The sequence below is a fragment of the Streptomyces sp. NPDC093568 genome, from assembly GCF_044764945.1.
Taxonomy (GTDB): domain Bacteria; phylum Actinomycetota; class Actinomycetes; order Streptomycetales; family Streptomycetaceae; genus Streptomyces.
Genome location: NZ_JBIWJD010000001.1, coordinates 1,411,015 through 1,429,131, shown reverse-complemented (window position 1 = coordinate 1,429,131; position 18,117 = coordinate 1,411,015). Strand labels below are relative to the sequence as shown.

The window sequence follows — 18,117 nt, the reverse complement described above, 5'->3', positions numbered from 1 at the left end:
GCAGGTCGGGGTTCAGCCCTTGACGGCGCCCTCGCCGACGCCGCGGAAGAAGTACCGCTGGAGACAGGCGAACAGGGCGATCAGCGGCGCGACGGCGATGATCGTGCCGGCGGCGACCAGTCGTTCGTCGTTGGCGAAGGTGCCGTGCAGATAGTTGAGGCCGATGGTCAGCGTGAACTTGGACGGGTCGCTCAGCACGATCAGCGGCCACAGGAAGTCGTCCCAGGCGCCCATGAAGGCGAAGATCGCGACGACCGCGAGGGTGCCCTTCACCGACGGCAGCGCGATGCGCAGGAACCGCTGCCAGACGTTGGCGCCGTCGACGTAGGCCGCCTCCTCGATCTCGTACGGCAGGTTGAGGAAGGCGTTGCGCATCAGCAGGACGTTCAGGGCGCTGATGCAGCCGGGCAGGACGACGCCGATGAGGGTGTTGTTGAGGCCGAGCTCCCGCATCGTCGTGAACTGGGCGATGATGATGCCCTCGACGGGCACGAGCATCGCCAGGATGAAGACGAGGGTGGCGACGCGGCGGCCCCGGTAGCGCAGCCGGGCGAGGGCATATCCGGCGAGGGCCGCGCCGACGCAGTTGGTGACGACGTTGGCGGCGGCGACCTTCAGCGAGTTCAGGGCGTAGTCCCAGACGGGGATGGTGTCGGCGACCCGCTCGTAGTTGTGCAGGGTGGGGTCGCCGGGCAGGAACTTCGGCGGGGAGCTGAAGATGTCCTCGGTGGGGCCTTTGAGCGAGGTCGACAGCTGCCACAGGAACGGGCCGACGGTGAGGGCCAGTACGGCCAGCAGGAGTAGGTAGCGCAGGGCGAGTTCCCAGACGCGGACGCGGCGGCCGTGTTCGTCGGTGACGCGGCGCTCGCGCGGGGCGGCCGGCTTCGCGGGGGTGGGCCGTACCTTCTCCATGACGCTCATGACTCCTCCCTCCGGTCGGCGCGCAGCACGAGCAGCATGAGGGCGACGGTGATGACGAAGACGACGACGGAGATGGCGGAGGCGTAGCCGACGCGGCCGGTCAGACCGGTGCCGGTGCGCTGGACGAGCATCACGAGGGTGGTGTCCTCGCCCGCCGGGCCGCCGCTCGGGCCCGCCATCAGGTACACCTCGGAGAACACCTTGAAGGCGGCGACCGAGGAGAGCGCGCCGACCAGGACCATGGTGGAGCGGACGGCGGGCACGGTGACCGTGAGGAAGCGGCGGACCGGTCCGGCGCCGTCCACGGCCGCCGCCTCGTGCAGTTCACGGGGCACGTTGGCGAGCGCGGCCAGATAAATGATCATGTAGTAGCCGAGGCCCTTCCAGACCGTCACGGCCATGGCGCTCAGCAGGAGCAGCCACTGGTCGCTGAGGAAGCCGACCCGGCCGACCCCGATCGTCTCCAGGAGCGAGTTCACCAGTCCCCGCTCGTCGAGCAGCCAGACCCAGATCAGCCCGACCACGACGATCGAGGCGACGACCGGGGTGTAGAAGGCGGACCGGAAGAAGGTGATGCCGGGGATGTTCTTCTGCACGAGCAGCGCGAGCAGCAGGGGCAGGACGACGAGGGCCGGGACGACGCCGAGGACGTAGAGCGTGCTGTTGCGCAGGCCGATCCAGAACATGTCGTCGTTCAGCAGCTCGCGGAAGTTGGCCAGGCCCACGAACTTGCCCGGTATCAGCGTGCGGCGGTCGGTGAAGGCGTTGACCAGGGTGGAGACGAACGGGTACAGGATGAAGGCGCCGGTGATCAGCAGGCCCGGGGCGGCGAACAGCCAGGGGCTGGTGGGCAGCTGGCGCCGCACCCGGGAGACGGTGGAGAGGGCCATCGCGGTCTAACCCTGCTGCTGGAGCAGCGTGTTGCACGCCTTGACAGCGTTGTCGAGAGCTTCCTCGGGGCTCTCCTTGCCCTGCAAGGCCTTGGCGACCTCGTTGCGCAGCTCGGTCTTCATCTGCTCGCTGAACAGCACCGGCGTGTAGTTGACCGCGTTCTTCAGCGACTTGGCGGCGGCGATCCGCACCCGTGTCTCGTCGGTGCCGTCCTCCTTGGTGAAGTACGGGTCGTCGAGCGAGCCGGCGGTGCTGGGGAAGATGGCGACCTGCTTGGCGAACGACATCTGGTGCTCGGCGTCGGTGACGTAGTGCGCGAAGGCGACCGCTGCGGGCGTGCGCTTGGTCTGCGCGTTGACCATCACGCCCATCACGTACATGTTGACGTGGCCGGTGCTGGTGATCTGGTCGGTGATGCCGATGTTCTTGTACAGGTTCGGCGCCTGCTTCTTGAAGTTGCCGAGGTCGAGCGCGCTGCCGGGGTTCATGGCGACGGCGCCGGTGAGGAACTTCTTGCCGGACGACTCGGGGGTGGCGGTCAGCGCCTGCGGGTCGAGGGCCTTGGCGTCGTACAGCTCCTTGTACTTGGTGAGGAGCTCCACGCCCTTCGCGTCGTTGAAGGAGAAGGCGGTGCCCTCCTTGTTCATGAGCTCGACGCCGTAGCGGCCGAAGTCCTCGATGGTGGGGACGTTGGCGAGGGTGGCGACCTTGCCGTCGGTCTCCTCGGCCATCTTCAGGGCGGCGTCGAAGACCTCGTCGTACGTCTTCGGCGGCTGCTCGGGGTCGAGGCCGGCCTCCTTGAAGAGGGTCTTGTTGTAGAAGAGCGGGCCGGTGTTGAGGTACCAGGGGAAGGCGTACGTGCCCGGGACGCCCGGCACCTGGTGGCTGGCCCAGGCACCGTCCAGGTACTCCTTCTTGTACTGGCCGGCCGCCTTGTCGAGGTCGAGCGCGAGACCCGCCTTGGCGAGCGGGGCGACGAGGTCGGGCGAGACGTTGACGACGTCGGGGAGCGTGCCGCCGGCGGCGTCGGCGCTGATCTTGTCGGCGTAGCCCTCGGCGGGCTGGTCGATCCATTTGACGTCCGTGCCGGGGTACTTCTTCTCGAAGTCGGCGATCACGCCCTCGAAGTAGTCCTTGAAGTTGGCCCGGAGGTTCCAGGTCTGGAAGGTGATGTCGCCCTCGACCTTGCCGGAGGCGTCGGCGGCGGCGTTGTCGTCGCCTCCGGAGCCGCAGGCACTGAGCGGCAGGGCGAGGCAGACGGCGAATGCGACAGCGAGGGCTCTACGGGATGCGGGCACCGTGAACCGGCCTCCTTTGCGGGCGGGTTGGTGGACGAGGCAGACCCTGCACGCCGTTCCACGGGCCCGTCAATGGCTCTCGCGCTGCTAATTTCATTAGTGACTAATGCGCATTAGGTCTGCGCAGCTGAACCGCATTAGGGTCACCGGACTGAACCGCATTAGTGCATACTGCTCGGGAATGTGTCGCCGGAATGGGGAAGCACCATGTCAGGCAAGCGGTCACCGGCCCGTCGGCCGACGATGAAGGACATCGCGCGGCACGCGGGGGTCTCGCAGAGCGCGGTCTCCTTCGCGCTGAACGGCCGGCCCGGCGTGTCCGAGGACACCCGTGACCGGGTGCGGCAGGTCGCCGAGGAGTTGGGCTGGCGGCCCAGTACGGCGGCACGCGCGCTGTCCGGGGAGGGCGCGGCGACGGTCGGCTTCGTGCTGGCCCGCCCGGCCGACACCCTCGGCGTGGACTCCTTCTTCCTGCAACTCGTCTCGGGCATCCAGGAGGTCCTGGCGGAGCGCCATCTCGGCCTGCTGTTCCAGGTGGTGGAGGACGTCGCCGACGAGTGCGCGGTGTACCGGCGCTGGTGGGCCGAGCACCGGGTGGACGGCGTCCTGGTCGTCGACCCGCGCACCGACGATCCCCGCCCCGACCTCCTCGACGAACTCGGCCTGCCCGCGGTGGTGATCGGCGGCGCGCCCGACGAACGCCACCCGGGCCTCTCGACCGTCTGGGCCGACGACGCGGGCGCGATGGCCTCGGTGGTGGACGGCCTGTACGCGCTCGGCCACCGGCGGATCGTGCACATCGCGGGTCTGCCGGGGCTCGCCCACACCGAGCGCCGTGTCCGCACCCTGCGTGCCGAGGCCGGGCGCCGTGGCCTGTCCGAGGTGCGGTCGGTGACCACGGACTACTCCGACGCCGAGGGCGCGGCGGTCACCCGCCGGGTCCTTGAGGGCACCGCTCCCCCGACCGCGCTGATCTACGACAACGACGTGATGGCCGTCGCCGGCGCCGCCGCGGCGAGCGAACTCGGCTTCTCCGTACCGGCGGACGTCTCGGTGGTCTCCTGGGAGGACTCGGCGCTGTGCCGCATGGTCAAGCCGTGGCTGTCGGCCCTGTCCCGGGACAGCGTGGAGTTCGGCCGCACGGCGGCACGCGAGCTGACCGCGCTGCTCGACGGTGGGTCGGCACGGGCCGTGCGGGTGCCCGTGCCGACGTTGGTCGAGCGGGGAAGTACGGGGGTGGCGCGGGACGTGTGACGGTCCGCCGTCGACGTCCGGCGGGGTCGCCCGGACTCAGAGGCGCAGCCCCTGAAGCCCCTCGTAGGCCGCCGTCACGATCTCCATGCCCCGGGTGTCCTCGGCGGGCTCGCGCATCTGGTTGGTCACGTAGGCCACCACCATCCGGCTGTCGGGTTCCAGCATCATCAGGGATCCGCCCCAGCCGCCCCAGCCGTACGCGGTGCCGAACAGGCCGTAGCCCAGGCCCCAGCGCATGGGCATGCCCAGGACCCGGTCGTCACCGTCGAACTGTTCCTCCCAGGCGCGTTCACAGCCGGCCCGGGACAGCAGCCGTACACCGCCCACCTCTCCCCCGCACGCCAGGACCGACTGCACCTGGGCGACCGAGCGGGCGTTGCCGTATCCGCTCGCGGCCGGGATCTGCGCGCGGCGCCAGGCCGGGCTGTTGCCGTCGCGCACCCGCACGCCGTTGCCCGCCTCGGAGCCCGTCGGGTTGCCCGGGGCGCTCGCCGAGTAGTCCTCGTCCTGACCCGTCGGCGCAATCGCGGGGGCGACCCGGTGGTCGTGTTCGGCCGGCAGGCCGATGTGGAAGTCGGCGCCCAGCGGGCCCGTCACCTGCGCGGCGAGGAAGTCCCCCACGCTGCGGCCGGTGACCCGGCGCACGACCTCGCCGACCAGGAATCCCTGGGTGAGGGAGTGGTATCCGGCGGCGGTGCCCGGCTCCCAGCGGGTGGACCGCGCGGCGAGCCGGGACGTGGCGGCCGGCCAGTCGTAGAGCTCGTCGACCGGCCCGTCCCAGTCGGGCAGGCCGGCCGTGTGCGAGAGCAGGTGGCGTACGAGCACCTTCTCCTTGCCCGCCGCCGCGAACTCGGGCCAGTAGTGGGCGACGGGTGCGTCCGGGTCGAGTGCGCCGCGGTCGATGAGGACCAGGGCGCACAGTGCCGTCATGGTCTTGGTCACGGACCACACGTTGACGATCGTGTCGCGCTCCCACGGGACGGTGCGATCCGCGTCGGCGAAGCCGCCCCAGACGTCCACGACCGGCTCGCCGTCCACGAAGACCGCGACGGAGCCGCCCGCGTCCCCCGCGTCCAGCATGTCGGCCAGCGCGTTCGGCACGGCGATGAACAGACGGTCGTAGGTGCCCTGGATATCGGCCATGGGCCCCATCCAGCCCGTACGGCACCGTCCCGGTCAACCGAATTAGACCCGCGAGCGGTACAGCCCGAACTCCGCGAGCCGGGCCGCCGCGCACGAGCCGGTCACCCGGACGCCGGCTACACGCCGTTCGCTCTCGCCGTCGGTCACGAGGCGGGTGGAGCGCTCCTAGGTGTCGCCGCCGGACGCCGGGAGCCACGCGAATGTCCAAGCCCGGCAGCCCTCTCGACGCCGGGGCCGCCACCCGGCAGAGTTCTCCTACATACTCGTAAGTAACCCTGAGGAGCGCCCGTGACCAGCTGGGTCGACCGGACCGCCGCCGAGATCGCCGCCGCCGTACGGGAGAAGCGCGCCACGCCCCGGGAGGTGGTGGCCGAGCACCTGGCGCGGATCGAGCGGCTCGACGGGCGGGTCGGCGCGTTCCGGGTGGTGCGGGCGCAGGCGGCGCTCGCCGAGGCCGACGAGGTGGGCGCGCGTGCCGACCTCGCCGAACTGCCCCTGGCCGGCGTGCCGGTGGCCGTCAAGGACAATCTCGCGGTGCGCGGCGAGTCAAAGCTCATCGGCTCCGCGGCGACGCCGGACGCCCCGGCCGCCGACGATCATGTGACCGTGGCCCGGCTGCGGGCCGCCGGCGCGGTGGTCGTGGGGCTGACGAACGTGCCGGAGCTGTGTGTGTTCGGCACCACCGAGGGCGTGCACGGCACGGCCCGCAACCCCTGGGACACCTCGCGTACGGCGGGCGGTTCGTCCGGCGGCAGCGCGGCCGCGGTCGCCGCGGGCATGACGCCGATCGCCCTCGGCAACGACGGCATGGGCTCGCTGCGCATACCGGCGGCCAACTGCGGCGTGCTCACGATCAAGCCCGGCACCGGCGTGGTCCCCGCCGGGGTGAGCGACGGCGACTGGTTCGGCATGTCGGAGAACGGCCCGCTGGCCACGACGGCCGAGGACGTGCGGCTGATGCTGTCGGTCCTGTCCGGCACCGAGGTCGTACGCCCCGACTCCGCCGGCACGTACCGGATCGCCGTGTCTCTGCGCAGCCCGATCGCGGGCGTCGCCGTCAGCAAGCCGTACGCCACCGCCGCCCGTGAGGCCGCGGGGCTGCTGATCAGGGCCGGTCACCAGGTGCGGCGCGCCGACCCGCCGTACCCGATGTCGCTGGGCGTGACGTCACTGACCCACTGGACCGCGGGGACGGCCGTGGACGCCCAGGACCTGGACCCGCGTCGGCTCACCCGCCGGACCCGGGTCCACGCGGCCGTCGGCAGGCGCTTCGTCGAGCGGGCGCGGGCCGGTGAGAGCCGGGGGCAGCTGCGCCGCCGCCTGGAGCCGTTCTTCGCCGAGTACGACGTGCTGCTCACCCCGGCCCTCGCCCGCCGCTCCCCCCGGTCCGAGCCCTGGCACGAGCGGGGCTGGCTGCGCAACGTCCTGGCGAACACCAACTACTCGCCGATGACGCCACCGTGGAACCTCACCGGCTGGCCCGCGATGGCCGTCCCGTTCGGCACCCTGCCGTCCGGCGCCCCCACCGCCGTACAGCTGGTCGGGCGCCCCGGATCGGAGGCGGACCTGCTGGCCCTGGCGGAGCGGATCGAGACGCTGCGCCCCTGGCGGCGGACCGCGCCGCTGGACTAGCCCTGCCCGTCCCTTTCGTACGCCCAGCTGGGAAGACGTCCGGATCTTTGTGGCTTCTGCCGATACGGCGGTCCTCCGACATTTGGAGAGACTGCCAAGCGGTGGCCCCGGCCCGCCTCGCCCACGGGGGCCGCGCCACGGACATGGCGAAGCGCGAAGGAGGACACCACGATGAGCGTGCAGTTGTACGACGAGATCGGCGAGGCGTTCGAGGGCTTCAAGGCACTGCCGCTGACGCGGTACGGGGAGGTGCCCAGCTTCCTGGGCCTGGTCGGTGACGTGCGCGGCAAGTCGGTGCTCGACCTGGCCTCGGGCACCGGTTTCTACAGCAGGGAGTTCAAGCGGCGCGGTGCCACGGAGGTGCTGGGCATCGACATCTCCGGTGAAATGGTCGCCGCGGCGCAGAGGTTCGAGCAGGGCGACCCGCTGGGAGTGCGCTACGAAGTGGGCGATGTGACCGAACTGCGGCCTCTTGGGCGGCAGTTCGACATCGCCCTCGGGGTCCAGCTGCTCAACTACTCCGAGGGCATCGCCGCCATGGAGCGGATGTGCAGCAACGTGCACCGCAGCCTGGTGCCCGGCGGCGAGTTCTTCGTGCTCGCGCAGAATCCCGACTACCGTCCGGGCGAGCCGCCCCTGGACAGGTACGGCTTCCGCTGCGAGCCGACGGGCGAGGACGCCGAGACGGGCCCGCGCTTCCGGATCACGGCCCTGCTCGACCCGGAGCCGATCTCGTTCGTCGCCGCCTGCCCGCGCCGCGAGGTCTACGAGCGGAGCCTGCGGGCGGCGGGCTTCGGCGAACCGACCTGGGTCCCGCTGGAGGTGTCCGAGGCCGGCGTGCGCGAGTTCGGCGCGGACTTCTGGGCGGACCTCCTCGCCAACCCCCCGCTGCAGATGCTGCGCTGCCGCGCCTGACGCACTAAGCCGGCGAGGCGAAGGGCCCGTCCGCGGTGAAGGCCAGCCGTGCGAACCGTTCACCGATGCGGCGGTGGGTGGCGGCGTCCGGGTGGAGGTCGTCGGGCAGCGGGAGTTCGGCGGAGTCGGCCTCGCCGTACAGGTCGCGGCCGTCGAGGTAGTGCAGGTTCGGGTCGTCGGCCGCCCGCTGCCGCACGATGCGGGACAGCTCGTCCCGGATGACGCCCAGGGTCAGCTTCCCGCCGGCGCGTTCCGCCGGGTCGCCCATCGCCACGAACCGCAGTTGGCCTCGGCCGAGGCCGCTGAAGTCGGGGGCGCAGGGCCCAGGGGTGTCCTCGTGGATCGGGCACAGGATCGGCGACACGACCAGCAGCGGGGTCGTCGGGTGCCCCTCGCGAATGGTGTCGAGGAAACCGTGCACCGCGGGACCGAAGGCGCGCAGCCGCATCAGGTCCATGTTGACCAGGTTGATGCCGATCTTGACGCTGATGAGGTCGGCGGGGGTGTCGCGCAGGGCGCGTGCGGTGAACGGGTCGAGCAGGGCGCTGCCGGCCAGGCCCAGGTTGATCAGCTCGACGCCGCCGAGGGTGGCGGCGAGGACGGGCCAGATGCCGGTGGGGCTGGCGGCGTCCGAGCCGTGGCTGATCGAACTGCCGTGGTGCAGCCACACCTTGCGGCCCGGTTCGCGCGCGGGCTCGACGGGGGCGTCGGTGCGCAGGGCGATCAGTTCGGTCGTCTCGTTGTGCGGCAGCCAGATCTCGACGTCCTTGTCGCCGTCGGGCAGTCCGGTGAAGCGAACGGTGCCGGGCCGGCCGGCCCGGTGCTCGGCGGTCCCGGCCCTCATGTCGACGACCACGACATGGCCGTCGGTCACACTGCCCTGTCCCGCGCGGCGGCCGTCGACCAGCAGGTCGTACAGGCCGTCCGGGCGGGGCGGGGCACCCACGTAGCTGCGCTTGGTGGGCAGCGTGTCCAATTCGACGGCGGTGGCGCGGGTGCGGAAGGCCAGCCGTACGCCGGAGGGCTGGGACTCGGCCATGGCCAGCTGCCCGTCGGTGTTCTGGGCGCGTGCCCGCGCGGGCAGCCGGTGCGGCAGCACGCCGTGCTCGGTGTGCTCGACGTCGAGGGCTCCGCGCAGGAGGTCAGCGGTGACGGGCGTGGTGACCCAGTCGTGCTCGGTGTCCATGTCTCTCAGCCTGTCGATCAAGGGGTGGGCCGGGTGGGCCAGTTGCGCAGCAGGGCGTCGAGGGCGTCCAGGATCCGGGTCCAGCTCTCCTCGGAGTCGGGCGCGCTATGACTGAAGCCGCCCGCCGACTCCAGGCTGGCGTAGCCGTGGAAGACGCTGCCGAGCAGCCGTACGGCGTGGGTGGCGTCGGGCTCCGCGAGGTCGTAGCCGCGCAGGATCGCGCGGGTCATCTGCGCGTGCCGGCCGCCCGCACTGGCGGCCGCCGTCTCGGGGTCGAGCCGCATCCGCGCGGCGGCGGCGCGGCCGGGGTGCTCGCGCTCGTAGTCGCGGTAGACGTTCGCGAAGGCGACCAGGGCGTCCTTGCCGGCCCGCCCGGCAATGGCGTCGGCGGCCCGGTCGGCCAGCTCCTCCAGCGCGAACAGGGCGATCCGGGTCGTGAGGTCCTGGGAGCTCTTCACATGGGAGTACAGGCTCGCGACCTTGACGTCGAAGCGCCGGGCGAGCTCCGACACGGTCACCTGCTCGAAACCGACCTCGTCGGCCAGCTCCGCGCCGGCCCGGACCAGACGCTCCGCACTCAGTCCTGCGCGCACCACAGCGGTCCTCCCCTCTGCCAGAAGCGATTATGCAGTCGCCTAAAGCATTTAGGCAAATACCGACAGCGGGAGACCCCGGGAGACCCTTCTCCTAAAGCGCTCGGTACATGATGTGCAGCCCGACCCGCCCGTGCCGGGGATGGTCGAAGGCGTCCGGGACCGTGCCGATGACCTGAAAGTCGAGGGAGGTCCACAGCGCGACGGCGGGGTTCGTCTCGACGACGGCGTTGAACACCATGCCCCGGTAGCCGTCGGCCTTGGCCGCAACCAGGACGTGTTCGGCGAGGGCACGGCCGATGCCGCGGCCACCACGGGCGGGGTCGACCATGAAGCCCGCGTTGGATATGCGCGCGGCGGGGCCGCCGTAGTTGGGGGTGACGTACGCGGAGGCGACGACGGCTCCGGCCTCGTCCTCGACGACGTAGACGCGTTTGGCGGGGCTCATCCACAAGGCCCGCGCGGCGTCCTCAGAGGTGTCCGGGTCCCATGCGTAGGTCTCGCCGGCGGCGACGATCCGGTGCCAGAAAGGCCAAATCCGCGGCCAGTCGTCGGCCGCGGCTTCTCTGATCAGCATGGGCGTGAGTGTCGCACGCCCATGCGGTCGGCGATCGCGAAGTCTTCTGCCCGTCAGTCGACGCTGGGCAGGATGTGGGGCTCGGCGAGGTCGTCCTCGTACCCCGCCAGGCGGATGGGGGCGGACCTGGCCCACACATCGAGACTGCCGATCTCCTTGGACCGGCCGCCCGCGCGCTCCGTGCGTTCCTTGGGGCGCTGTTCGCGATTCGTCTTCTCAGGTGTCACCGCGCACTCCTTCTGTGTCGGATCACCCTCGGGGCGGGGCCGGTCCAGTCTGCGGTCCGGCACCTGACGCCCGCTCGGGTCTTACTCAAAGTCGGCTCGGACGCGGTGGCGCCGGTAACTGGTGTGCGAGCAGGCCGTTGTGCACCGGCTTGTCCCGGGACGGACCATGGGTGTGGGTTGGGACCCTGTAGAACTGTCCGTCCGCTACAGATTAACCAAATGAGCGGGCGCCCGCTCGATGGGGCTGCAAACAACCTGTAACTATCCGGAGTCGACCAGTTTTCATCTGCGTGCTATCTCCCGTTTCCCTACGTAATATGCCGTTTACAAGTCACCCGTTCGGTTCAACAGCGCTCTCCTGCCCGGCTCGAGTCCACAGGACGCAGCGCAGTTCAAGTCCCGTTGGCCGATTCGCAAGGCGGCCATGATCTGCTGACGTACGGCAACGGCTTGTCCGGCGGGAGGACTGGCGCATGGAGCTGCGCAGTGTCGAAGAGCTGATGGATCTGCTGTACGCCTGCCGGGGCACCCGGGACGCCCCGGGCCTCGGGAACACCCGAGTCGATCTCCACCAACACGCCCTGCAGACGGCCGCACTACTGCGCCGGGTCCGCCCCGCCGACAAGGAACTCCAGGTCGCGGGGCTCGTTCATGCCATCGGCCCGCTGCTGCGCCCGGGCGACGTGAGCCGCCACTCCGACTGCGCGGCGGACGCCGTACGCCCCCTGCTCGGCGAGCGGGTCTCCCGCCTGGTCCGCGATCACTGCCGGGCCCGCGACGCGGCCGACGACGACCTGCTGCGCCTGCACCAGGCGGACGAGGAGGGCCGCAGCGCGGAGTTCGACGCCGGGGTCCTCGAGGACTGGCGCGCGGTACTGGAGATGGTCGCTGCCAGGCACTCACCGCTCGGGGCTGTCAACTGACGACCCGTCATGAGACCGTACGGCGATGACGCCGTCGTACGGTCTGCGGGGCAGGGTCGCCATCGTCACCGGCGCCACGCGCGGCATCGGGCACGCCGTCGCCCGGGAACTGGCCGCCGCCGGGGCGCTGGTCTGCGTGACGGCGCGGGACGCCGACGAGGTGCGGCGGACGGCCGCCGAGCTGGGCGGGGTGGGGCTGGCCGGCACCGTGGCCGGCACCGATCATGCGCGGGCGGTGGTGGACCTCGCCCTGCGCGAGTTCGGCCGGCTCGACGTGATCGTGAACAACGCGGCGACGAACCAGCCGTACGGCCCCCTGATGGACGCCGATCCCCTGGCGTGGCGCACGGCCTTCACCGTGAACGTCGAGGCGCCGCTGCGGCTCGTGCAGTGCGCCTGGCACGCCTGGATGCGCGAGCGCGGCGGCACGGTGGTCAACGTCTGCACGGAGGGCGCCGGGCACGTGGGCCCGGATGTCGGGGCCTACGGCACCAGCAAGGCCGCCCTCCTGCACCTGACCCAGCAGCTCGCGGGCGAGCTCGGCCCGAAGGTGCGGGTCAACTCCGTCTCCCCCGGACTCGTACGGACCGAGATGGCACGGTTCGTGTGGGAGCCGGGAGAGAAGGAGATCGCGCCCGGCCTGCCGCTCGGCCGCATCGGAGAGCCCGAGGACGTCGCACGGGCGGTCCTGTGGCTGGCGTCGGACGCCGCGGAGTGGATCACCGGAGCCGACCTGCTGGTGGACGGCGGCACCCGTGTACGAGCCGCACGCCGGCCCGCCTCAGGAGCGCGACCAGCCTCCGACGACCCGCAGCCGCCCAGCGGCGACTACCACTTACCGGGCGCGTAATCCTTCAGGAAGACCCCGTAGACGTCCTCCCCGGCCTCGCCCCGCACGACCGGGTCGTACACCCGAGCGGCCCCGTCCACCAGGTCCAGCGGCGCGTGGAACCCGGCCTCGGCCAGCCGCAGCTTGTCGTAGTGGGGACGTTCGTCCGTGATCCAGCCGGTGTCGACCGAGGTCATGAGGATGCCGTCGCTCTGGAACATCTCCTGCGCGCTGGTCCGCGTGACCATGTTCATCGCGGCCTTCGCGGCGTTCGTGTTCGGGTGCCCGGCACCCTTGTAGCCACGGCCGAAGACGCCTTCCATCGCCGAGACGTTCACGACGTACGCGCGTCCGCTCGCCGCCTGCTTCGCGGCCTGCGCCATCGCCTGGCGAAGGGCGCTGATCAGGATGAAGGGCGAGGTGTAGTTGCAGAGCTGGGTCTCCAGCAGCTCGACCGGGGAGATCTGGTCGATGGTCTGCACCCAGGTGTTGGTGTCGACGACGTCGGGGACGAGGCCCCCCGCGTCGATGGCGGTGCCGTCGAGGTGCCGGGCGACGCTGGCGTTGCCCGCGACCAGCGCGAGGTCGGCGACCTTCTGGGCGTCGAGGCCGCTGGTGCCGAGCGGCAGCGCGGCGAGGCCGTCGACCGCGCCGGAGTTGAAGGCGCCGATGACATGGTGGGCGGGGAGCTCCCCGGCGGGAAGCGGGGCGCTCTCGCCCTCGACCAGCGCGGCGTAGGCGGACGGCAGCCGCCGTACGGTCTGGGTCGCGTTGTTGATCAGGATGTCGAGCGGGCCCGCCTCGGCGACCTGCTCGGCGAGCGCGACGGCCTGGGCCGGGTCGCGCAGGTCGATGCCGACGACCTCGAGGCGGTGCATCCAGTCCCCGGAGTCGTCCATGGCCTTGAAGCGGCGGATGGCGTCCTTCGGGAAGCGCGTGGTGATCGTCGTGTGCGCGCCGTCGCGCAGCAGCCGCAGCGCGATGTACATGCCGATCTTGGCGCGGCCGCCGGTGAGCAGGGCGCGCTTGCCGGTGAGGTCGGCGCGGGCGTCGCGCTTGGCCCGGTTCAGGGCGGCGCAGTCGGGACAGAGCTGGTGGTAGAAGTAGTCCACTTCCACGTACCGGGTCTTGCAGGTGTAGCAGGAGCGCGGGCGCTGGAGTATCCCCGCGATCCGTCCCTCCTCCGTCGCCGACGACGGCAGCAGACCCTCGGTCTCGTCGTCGATGCGCTGCGCGGAGCCGGTCGCCGTGGCCTCCGTGACCGCCTTGTCGTGGGCGGTCTTCGCGGCCCGGCGCTCCTGGCGGCGGCGCTGCTTCACGGTGCGGTAGACACCGGCGGTGGCCCGGCGCACGGCGATGGCGTCGGGGTGATCGACCTCCAGCTTGTCGAGCTCCTCCAGCACGCTGAGGCATACGGCGAGCCGCTCGGGGTCGATGCCGGGGCCGTACACGACCTCGTCGCCGGGCTCGTACACGACCTCGGCCGTGGTCGCCGCCGAGCCGTCCTGTGTCACCGTCATCGCCGCTGCCGTTCCCTGATCACCCGCGGCGCTCCGGTCGCGCTCGCTTTCGAACGCGGAATTCTACGGAGCGCCGGGCCTCACCTCCAAAAACCGGCGAAGCGGGCCGGGCGGCGGGCTCAGGGACCGCAGGCGACGATCAGCTCCGCGACCTCCTCCGACAGGGCCCTGGCCAGCACATCGAGGTCCGGTACGGCCTCGGCGTCGGCGACGAGTCCGTAGTGGACGCGTCCGCGGTACGTCGAGATCGCCACCGCCAGCGACTGGCCGCGGGCCAGCGGGGCGAAGGGGTAGACCTCGGTGACGGGGTGGCCGCCGAGCTTCAGGGCGATGCCCGGCAGCGGGACGCTGGTGACGAGGATGTCGAACCAGAGCCGGGCGGCCCCGCCGACCAGCGGTCCGCCGAGGCGGTGGCCGAGCGCCGGGACGTGGTCGGCGAGCAGGGCGACGGCGCCCGCGCCCCGGTTGGGGCCGGCGTCCTTGTTGCGGTCCATCGCGGCGCGGACCGTCCCGAGGCGGCGCAGCGGGTCGGGGTCGTCCACCGGAAGCCGTATCAAGTAGCCGGAAAGCCGGTTGCCCTGTGGGTGCGCGGTGCGCGGGCGGCGCTTGGAGACGGGGATCAGGGCGCGCGGCGCGATGCCCTCGCTGCCGTCGCCGCGCTCGTCGAGCCAGCGGCGCAGGGCGCCGGCGACGACCGCGATGAGCACGTCGTTGACGGTGCCGCCGACGGCCTTGCGGATCACGTGCACGTCGTCGATGTCGACGACCACTCCGGCGGTACGGCGGGTGCCGCTCGGCTGGGCGGTCAGCGCGGACGACGAGCGCATCCCGAGGGTCGACACGGCGACGGAGGCGCCGATGTCGAGGGCCCGGCCGACGTCGGACAGGGCGCCGCGCACCAGCCCCGGCAGCCGCCGCACATCGGGCAGCCGGCTGCGCGCGGGCTCCTCGGGGCGCGGCCTGCGGGCGGGCAGGTCCATGGGGTCCAGGACGGCGGCGGCGAGCGTCAGGGCACGCAGTCCGTCGGCGAGGGCATGGTGGAACTTGAAGAGCACGGCGAACGACTGCCCGTCCTCGCCCGGCAGCACATGCGCCTCCCACGGCGGCCTTCCGCGCTCCAGCGGACGCTCCATCAGCCGGCCGGCCTCCTCGTGGAAGTCGGCGGTGGGGGCGTGCAGCCGGACGTGGTCGAGCGGATCGAAGTCCGGAGCGGGCTCGCGGGTGGCGCCACCGAACGAGAACGGCTGGAGCAGACCCCGCGGCTGCCACGCGTCCCGGATCCGCATCCGCAGCCCCGGCACGGCCGCGGCGCGCGCGGCGAGCAGATCGGCCGCGTGGGCGCCGGCGGTGGGCGAATGCGTGGCGAAGACACCGAGCGCGCCCAGGTGCATGGGGTGTTCGGCGGACTCGATGTTCCAGAACGCCAGGTCGAGAGGTGCGAGCAGGTCAGAAGTCAATGGCTTGCCTCGCGTCGGCGACGGGTGGACCAGAAGTCAATCGCCCGCGGGCGATTACAGTCAAGTACGATCAAGCTACGCACAGTTAACAGCAGATTAAGTCCCGCCCCCAGCGAAAGGGGCGGGACTCATGGTGCATATGAGGTCACTCCACCACGGGTAGCGGCACCGGGCATCCCGAGCGTGTCACCCGGGAGGCGTCACGGAGGGGCGGCCGCGCGCCACGGACGGGCGACCCCACCCCCGTGCGCGGGTGCATGACAACGACCCCGGCGCCCTCACACGGCACCGGGGTCGCCCATCGGGTCCTCACGACACCCGCTGCCCCTTGCCCAGCGCGATCACTCCGCCCTTGGAAACGGTGTACAGCTCGGCGTCCCGTTCCGGATTGACCCCGATCGTCGCGCCCGGGGGCACGTCGACGTTCTTGTCGAGCACGGCCCCGCGCACCACCGCGCCCCGGCCGATGTGCACGTTGTCGTGCAGCACCGACCCCTGCACCACCGCCCCCGGGTCGACCACCACGCCCGGCGACAGCACGGACCGCGTGACCTGGCCGCGGATCAGGCAGCCGGCGCTGATGATGGACTCGCTCGCGATGCCGCCCGCGTTGAAGCGGGCCGGGGAGAGCTGGCCCGAGTGGGTGTAGATGGGCCAGCTGCGGTTGTAGAGGTTGAAGGCGGGGCGCTCGGCGATCAGGTCCATGTGGGCGTCGTAGTACGCGTCCAGCGTTCCCACGTCCCGCCAGTAGCCCTGGTCACGAGTGGTCTCACCGGGGACGTGGTTGGCGCTGAAGTCGTACAGCTGGGCCTCGCCCCGGTCGGTGAGCTGGGGCAGGATCGAACCGCCCATGTCGTGCACGGAGTTCCCGTCCTCGGCGTCCCGCTGGAGCGCCTCCACGAGGGCCTTGGTGCTGAAGATGTAGTTGCCCATCGAGGCGAACACACACTCGGGGTCGTCCGCCAGACCGGGCGGGTCGGCCGGCTTCTCCAGGAACCGCTCCACCGTCTGGCCGTCGGAGCCGGGGCTGATCACGCCGAAGGACGACGACTCGACGCGCGGCACGCGTATGCCGGCCACCGTGACACCCGCGCCGCCCTCGATGTGCTGGGCGAGCATCTGGCGCGGGTCCATGCGGTACACGTGGTCGGCGCCGAACACCGCGACGTACTCGGGCCGTTCGTCGTAGATCAGGTTCAGGGACTGCAGGATCGCGTCCGCGCTGCCGAGGAACCAGCGCGGGCCCAGCCGCTGCTGGGCCGGGACCGGGGTGATGTAGTTGCCGAGCAGGCTGGACATCCGCCAGGTCGTGGTGATGTGCCGGTCCAGGGAGTGCGACTTGTACTGCGTGAGCACGCAGATGCGCAGGATGTCGGCGTTGACGAGGTTGGAGAGGACGAAGTCCACGAGGCGATACGTTCCGCCGAAGGTGACCGCTGGTTTCGCGCGGTCCGCGGTCAGGGGCATCAGGCGTTTGCCTTCTCCGCCCGCCAGGACGATTCCGAGCACCGAAGGTCCGCCACGACGCATGGCCGCTCCCCTCACCGTGGTTGATCCCAGCCTGCCCCTGACCAGCGCGCGCTAAGCCTGTTTGAGGATCTCCCTGTACAGCCGCACGGTCCGCCGTGCCACCGCGTCCCAGCCGAACTCCCCCACCGCGCGCTCCCGTCCGGCCTCCCCCATCCGGCCCGCGCTCTCCGGGTCGCCGATCACCGAGTCCAGCGCCCGCGCGAGGCCCGCCTCGAAGTCGTCGTCCAGCGGGACGAGCAGGCCCGTCTTGCCGTCCTCGACGACCTCGGGAATGCCGCCTACCCGCGAGGCCACCACGGGAGTGCCGCAGGCCATCGCCTCCAGGTTGACGATGCCGAGGGGTTCGTACACCGAGGGGCAGACGAACACGGCGGCGTGCGTGAGGAGTTGGATCACCTCGGGACGCGGCAGCATCTGCGGGATCCAGTGCACGCCCGCACGGACCCGGCTCAGCTCCTGGTAGAGGTCGCGGAACTCCCGGTCGATCTCGGGGGTGTCGGGGGCGCCCGCGCACAGCACGACCTGCGCGGCGGGGTCGATGTGCCGTACCGCGCGCAGCAGATGGGGCACGCCCTTCTGGCGGGTGATGCGACCGACGAACAGCACGTACGGGCGGTCGGGGTCGAGTCCGAACCGGCGGAGCACGTCGGTGCCGTGGTCGGGGCGGTAGAGGGTGGTGTCGATGCCGTTGTGCACGACGTGGACGCGCTCCGGGTCCAGCGCCGGATAGCAGCCGAGGATGTCCTCGCGCATGGCCCCGGAGACGGCGATCACCCCGTCGGCGGCCTCGATCGCGGTGCGCTCGGCCCAGCTGGAAAGGGCGTATCCGCCGCCGAGTTGCTCGGCCTTCCAGGGGCGCAGCGGCTCCAGCGAGTGGGCCGTCATCACGTGCGGGATGCCGTACAGGAGCTTGCCGAGGTGGCCGGCGAGGTTGGCGTACCAGGTGTGGGAGTGGACGAGTTCGCGGCCCTGGAGGCCGGCGGCCATCGCGAGGTCCACGGAGAAGGTGCGCAGCGCGTCGTTGGACGTGTCGAGCACGGACCAGGGGCGGTGCCGCACCACGCCCACCGCGCGGCCCTCGCCCCAGCAGTGCACCTCGAGGTCGACGAGATCCCGCAACTCCCGGGCGAGAAACTCGACATGGACACCGGCGCCGCCGTACACGTCCGGCGGGTACTCCCGGGTCAGCAGTCCCACTCGCACCCGGAACCCCCTGTTCTC

Annotated in this window: 17 protein-coding genes; 5 read left to right on the top strand and 12 right to left on the bottom strand. The window is 71.4% G+C overall.

Translation table 11 applies throughout. The features are described 5' to 3' along the window. Window positions 1-12: 12 nt before the first annotated feature. The 3 genes from ACIRD7_RS06045 to ACIRD7_RS06035 are packed head-to-tail and all read right to left on the bottom strand — an operon-like array spanning window position 13 to window position 3,110. Window positions 13-921: a carbohydrate ABC transporter permease gene (locus tag ACIRD7_RS06045; RefSeq protein WP_403450282.1), complete on the bottom strand. Its 909-nt coding sequence runs from the start codon at window positions 919-921 to the stop codon at window positions 13-15. Then, complete coding sequence (locus tag ACIRD7_RS06040) at window positions 918-1,811, bottom strand: carbohydrate ABC transporter permease (protein WP_403450279.1); 894 nt, start codon at window positions 1,809-1,811, stop codon at window positions 918-920. The genes ACIRD7_RS06045 and ACIRD7_RS06040 overlap by 4 nt, the downstream gene beginning before the upstream one ends. A gap of 6 nt (window positions 1,812-1,817) precedes the next feature. Then, entirely contained in the window at window positions 1,818-3,110 is a 1,293-nt protein-coding gene (locus tag ACIRD7_RS06035; RefSeq protein ID WP_403450277.1) for an ABC transporter substrate-binding protein, read from the bottom strand. A 207-nt stretch (window positions 3,111-3,317) separates the two neighbouring features. Between ACIRD7_RS06035 and ACIRD7_RS06030 the strand changes: the two genes are divergently transcribed. Further along, complete coding sequence (locus ACIRD7_RS06030; RefSeq protein WP_403450274.1) at window positions 3,318-4,364, top strand: LacI family DNA-binding transcriptional regulator; 1,047 nt, start codon at window positions 3,318-3,320, stop codon at window positions 4,362-4,364. A gap of 36 nt (window positions 4,365-4,400) precedes the next feature. On the opposite strand, the gene ACIRD7_RS06025 is transcribed toward ACIRD7_RS06030, so the two are convergent. Then, complete coding sequence (locus ACIRD7_RS06025; protein ID WP_403450272.1) at window positions 4,401-5,507, bottom strand: serine hydrolase domain-containing protein; 1,107 nt, start codon at window positions 5,505-5,507, stop codon at window positions 4,401-4,403. Between the two features lie 288 nt (window positions 5,508-5,795). Between ACIRD7_RS06025 and ACIRD7_RS06020 the strand changes: the two genes are divergently transcribed. Then, complete coding sequence (locus ACIRD7_RS06020; RefSeq protein ID WP_403450269.1) at window positions 5,796-7,139, top strand: amidase; 1,344 nt, start codon at window positions 5,796-5,798, stop codon at window positions 7,137-7,139. A gap of 171 nt (window positions 7,140-7,310) precedes the next feature. Next, on the top strand, window positions 7,311-8,054 hold the full coding sequence (locus ACIRD7_RS06015) for a class I SAM-dependent methyltransferase (RefSeq protein ID WP_403450266.1): 744 nt from the start codon (window positions 7,311-7,313) through the stop codon (window positions 8,052-8,054). 4 nt (window positions 8,055-8,058) lie between these two features. Here ACIRD7_RS06015 and ACIRD7_RS06010 read toward each other — a convergent pair whose 3' ends face one another. The 4 genes from ACIRD7_RS06010 to ACIRD7_RS05995 all read right to left on the bottom strand — a co-directional run bounded on the left by ACIRD7_RS06010 (window position 8,059) and on the right by ACIRD7_RS05995 (window position 10,637). Continuing rightward, entirely contained in the window at window positions 8,059-9,240 is a 1,182-nt protein-coding gene (locus tag ACIRD7_RS06010; protein WP_403450263.1) for a GDSL-type esterase/lipase family protein, read from the bottom strand. 17 nt (window positions 9,241-9,257) lie between these two features. Continuing rightward, window positions 9,258-9,836 (bottom strand): TetR/AcrR family transcriptional regulator, encoded by a 579-nt coding sequence (locus tag ACIRD7_RS06005; RefSeq protein WP_403450261.1) that lies wholly within the window; start codon window positions 9,834-9,836, stop codon window positions 9,258-9,260. Window positions 9,837-9,927: 91 nt separating this feature from the next. Then, window positions 9,928-10,410, bottom strand: coding sequence for a GNAT family N-acetyltransferase (locus tag ACIRD7_RS06000; RefSeq protein ID WP_403450259.1), 483 nt, complete (start codon window positions 10,408-10,410; stop codon window positions 9,928-9,930). A 53-nt stretch (window positions 10,411-10,463) separates the two neighbouring features. Beyond that, window positions 10,464-10,637 carry a hypothetical protein gene (locus ACIRD7_RS05995; protein ID WP_274246761.1) on the bottom strand — a complete coding sequence of 58 codons (174 nt, stop codon included), beginning with the start codon at window positions 10,635-10,637 and terminating at the stop codon, window positions 10,464-10,466. 473 nt (window positions 10,638-11,110) lie between these two features. Between ACIRD7_RS05995 and ACIRD7_RS05990 the strand changes: the two genes are divergently transcribed. Both ACIRD7_RS05990 and ACIRD7_RS05985 read left to right on the top strand, forming a co-directional pair. Further along, window positions 11,111-11,560, top strand: a complete 450-nt coding sequence (locus ACIRD7_RS05990; RefSeq protein ID WP_403450256.1) for a hypothetical protein — start codon at window positions 11,111-11,113, stop codon at window positions 11,558-11,560. Between the two features lie 25 nt (window positions 11,561-11,585). Beyond that, window positions 11,586-12,410 (top strand): SDR family oxidoreductase, encoded by an 825-nt coding sequence (locus tag ACIRD7_RS05985; RefSeq protein ID WP_403450253.1) that lies wholly within the window; start codon window positions 11,586-11,588, stop codon window positions 12,408-12,410. On the opposite strand, the gene ACIRD7_RS05980 is transcribed toward ACIRD7_RS05985, so the two are convergent. From ACIRD7_RS05980 to glgA, 4 genes are all read right to left on the bottom strand, one after another. Next, a complete protein-coding gene (locus ACIRD7_RS05980) occupies window positions 12,389-13,909 on the bottom strand; it encodes an SDR family NAD(P)-dependent oxidoreductase (protein WP_403450250.1) in 1,521 nt (506 codons plus the stop codon). The genes ACIRD7_RS05985 and ACIRD7_RS05980 overlap by 22 nt on opposite strands. A gap of 119 nt (window positions 13,910-14,028) precedes the next feature. Further along, entirely contained in the window at window positions 14,029-15,366 is a 1,338-nt protein-coding gene (locus ACIRD7_RS05975) for a wax ester/triacylglycerol synthase family O-acyltransferase (protein ID WP_403450248.1), read from the bottom strand. Between the two features lie 309 nt (window positions 15,367-15,675). Next, window positions 15,676-16,896, bottom strand: a complete 1,221-nt coding sequence (gene glgC, locus ACIRD7_RS05970) for a glucose-1-phosphate adenylyltransferase (RefSeq protein WP_403450245.1) — start codon at window positions 16,894-16,896, stop codon at window positions 15,676-15,678. A gap of 51 nt (window positions 16,897-16,947) precedes the next feature. Next, the gene (glgA, locus tag ACIRD7_RS05965) at window positions 16,948-18,099 is read right to left on the bottom strand and encodes a glycogen synthase (RefSeq protein WP_403450242.1); all 1,152 of its coding nucleotides are present in this window, start codon (window positions 18,097-18,099) and stop codon (window positions 16,948-16,950) included. Window positions 18,100-18,117 lie beyond the last annotated feature (18 nt).

Coding starts and splice junctions, on each gene's coding strand:
- ACIRD7_RS06045 (WP_403450282.1), bottom strand. CDS start 921: ATGAGCGTCATGGAGAAGGTACGGCCCACCCCCGCGAAGCCGGCCGCC.
- ACIRD7_RS06040 (WP_403450279.1), bottom strand. CDS start 1,811: ATGGCCCTCTCCACCGTCTCCCGGGTGCGGCGCCAGCTGCCCACCAGC.
- ACIRD7_RS06030 (WP_403450274.1), top strand. CDS start 3,318: ATGTCAGGCAAGCGGTCACCGGCCCGTCGGCCGACGATGAAGGACATC.
- ACIRD7_RS06025 (WP_403450272.1), bottom strand. CDS start 5,507: ATGGCCGATATCCAGGGCACCTACGACCGTCTGTTCATCGCCGTGCCG.
- ACIRD7_RS06015 (WP_403450266.1), top strand. CDS start 7,311: ATGAGCGTGCAGTTGTACGACGAGATCGGCGAGGCGTTCGAGGGCTTC.
- ACIRD7_RS06010 (WP_403450263.1), bottom strand. CDS start 9,240: ATGGACACCGAGCACGACTGGGTCACCACGCCCGTCACCGCTGACCTC.
- ACIRD7_RS06000 (WP_403450259.1), bottom strand. CDS start 10,410: ATGCTGATCAGAGAAGCCGCGGCCGACGACTGGCCGCGGATTTGGCCT.
- ACIRD7_RS05990 (WP_403450256.1), top strand. CDS start 11,111: ATGGAGCTGCGCAGTGTCGAAGAGCTGATGGATCTGCTGTACGCCTGC.
- ACIRD7_RS05985 (WP_403450253.1), top strand. CDS start 11,586: ATGACGCCGTCGTACGGTCTGCGGGGCAGGGTCGCCATCGTCACCGGC.
- ACIRD7_RS05980 (WP_403450250.1), bottom strand. CDS start 13,909: ATGACGGTGACACAGGACGGCTCGGCGGCGACCACGGCCGAGGTCGTG.
- glgC (WP_403450245.1), bottom strand. CDS start 16,896: ATGCGTCGTGGCGGACCTTCGGTGCTCGGAATCGTCCTGGCGGGCGGA.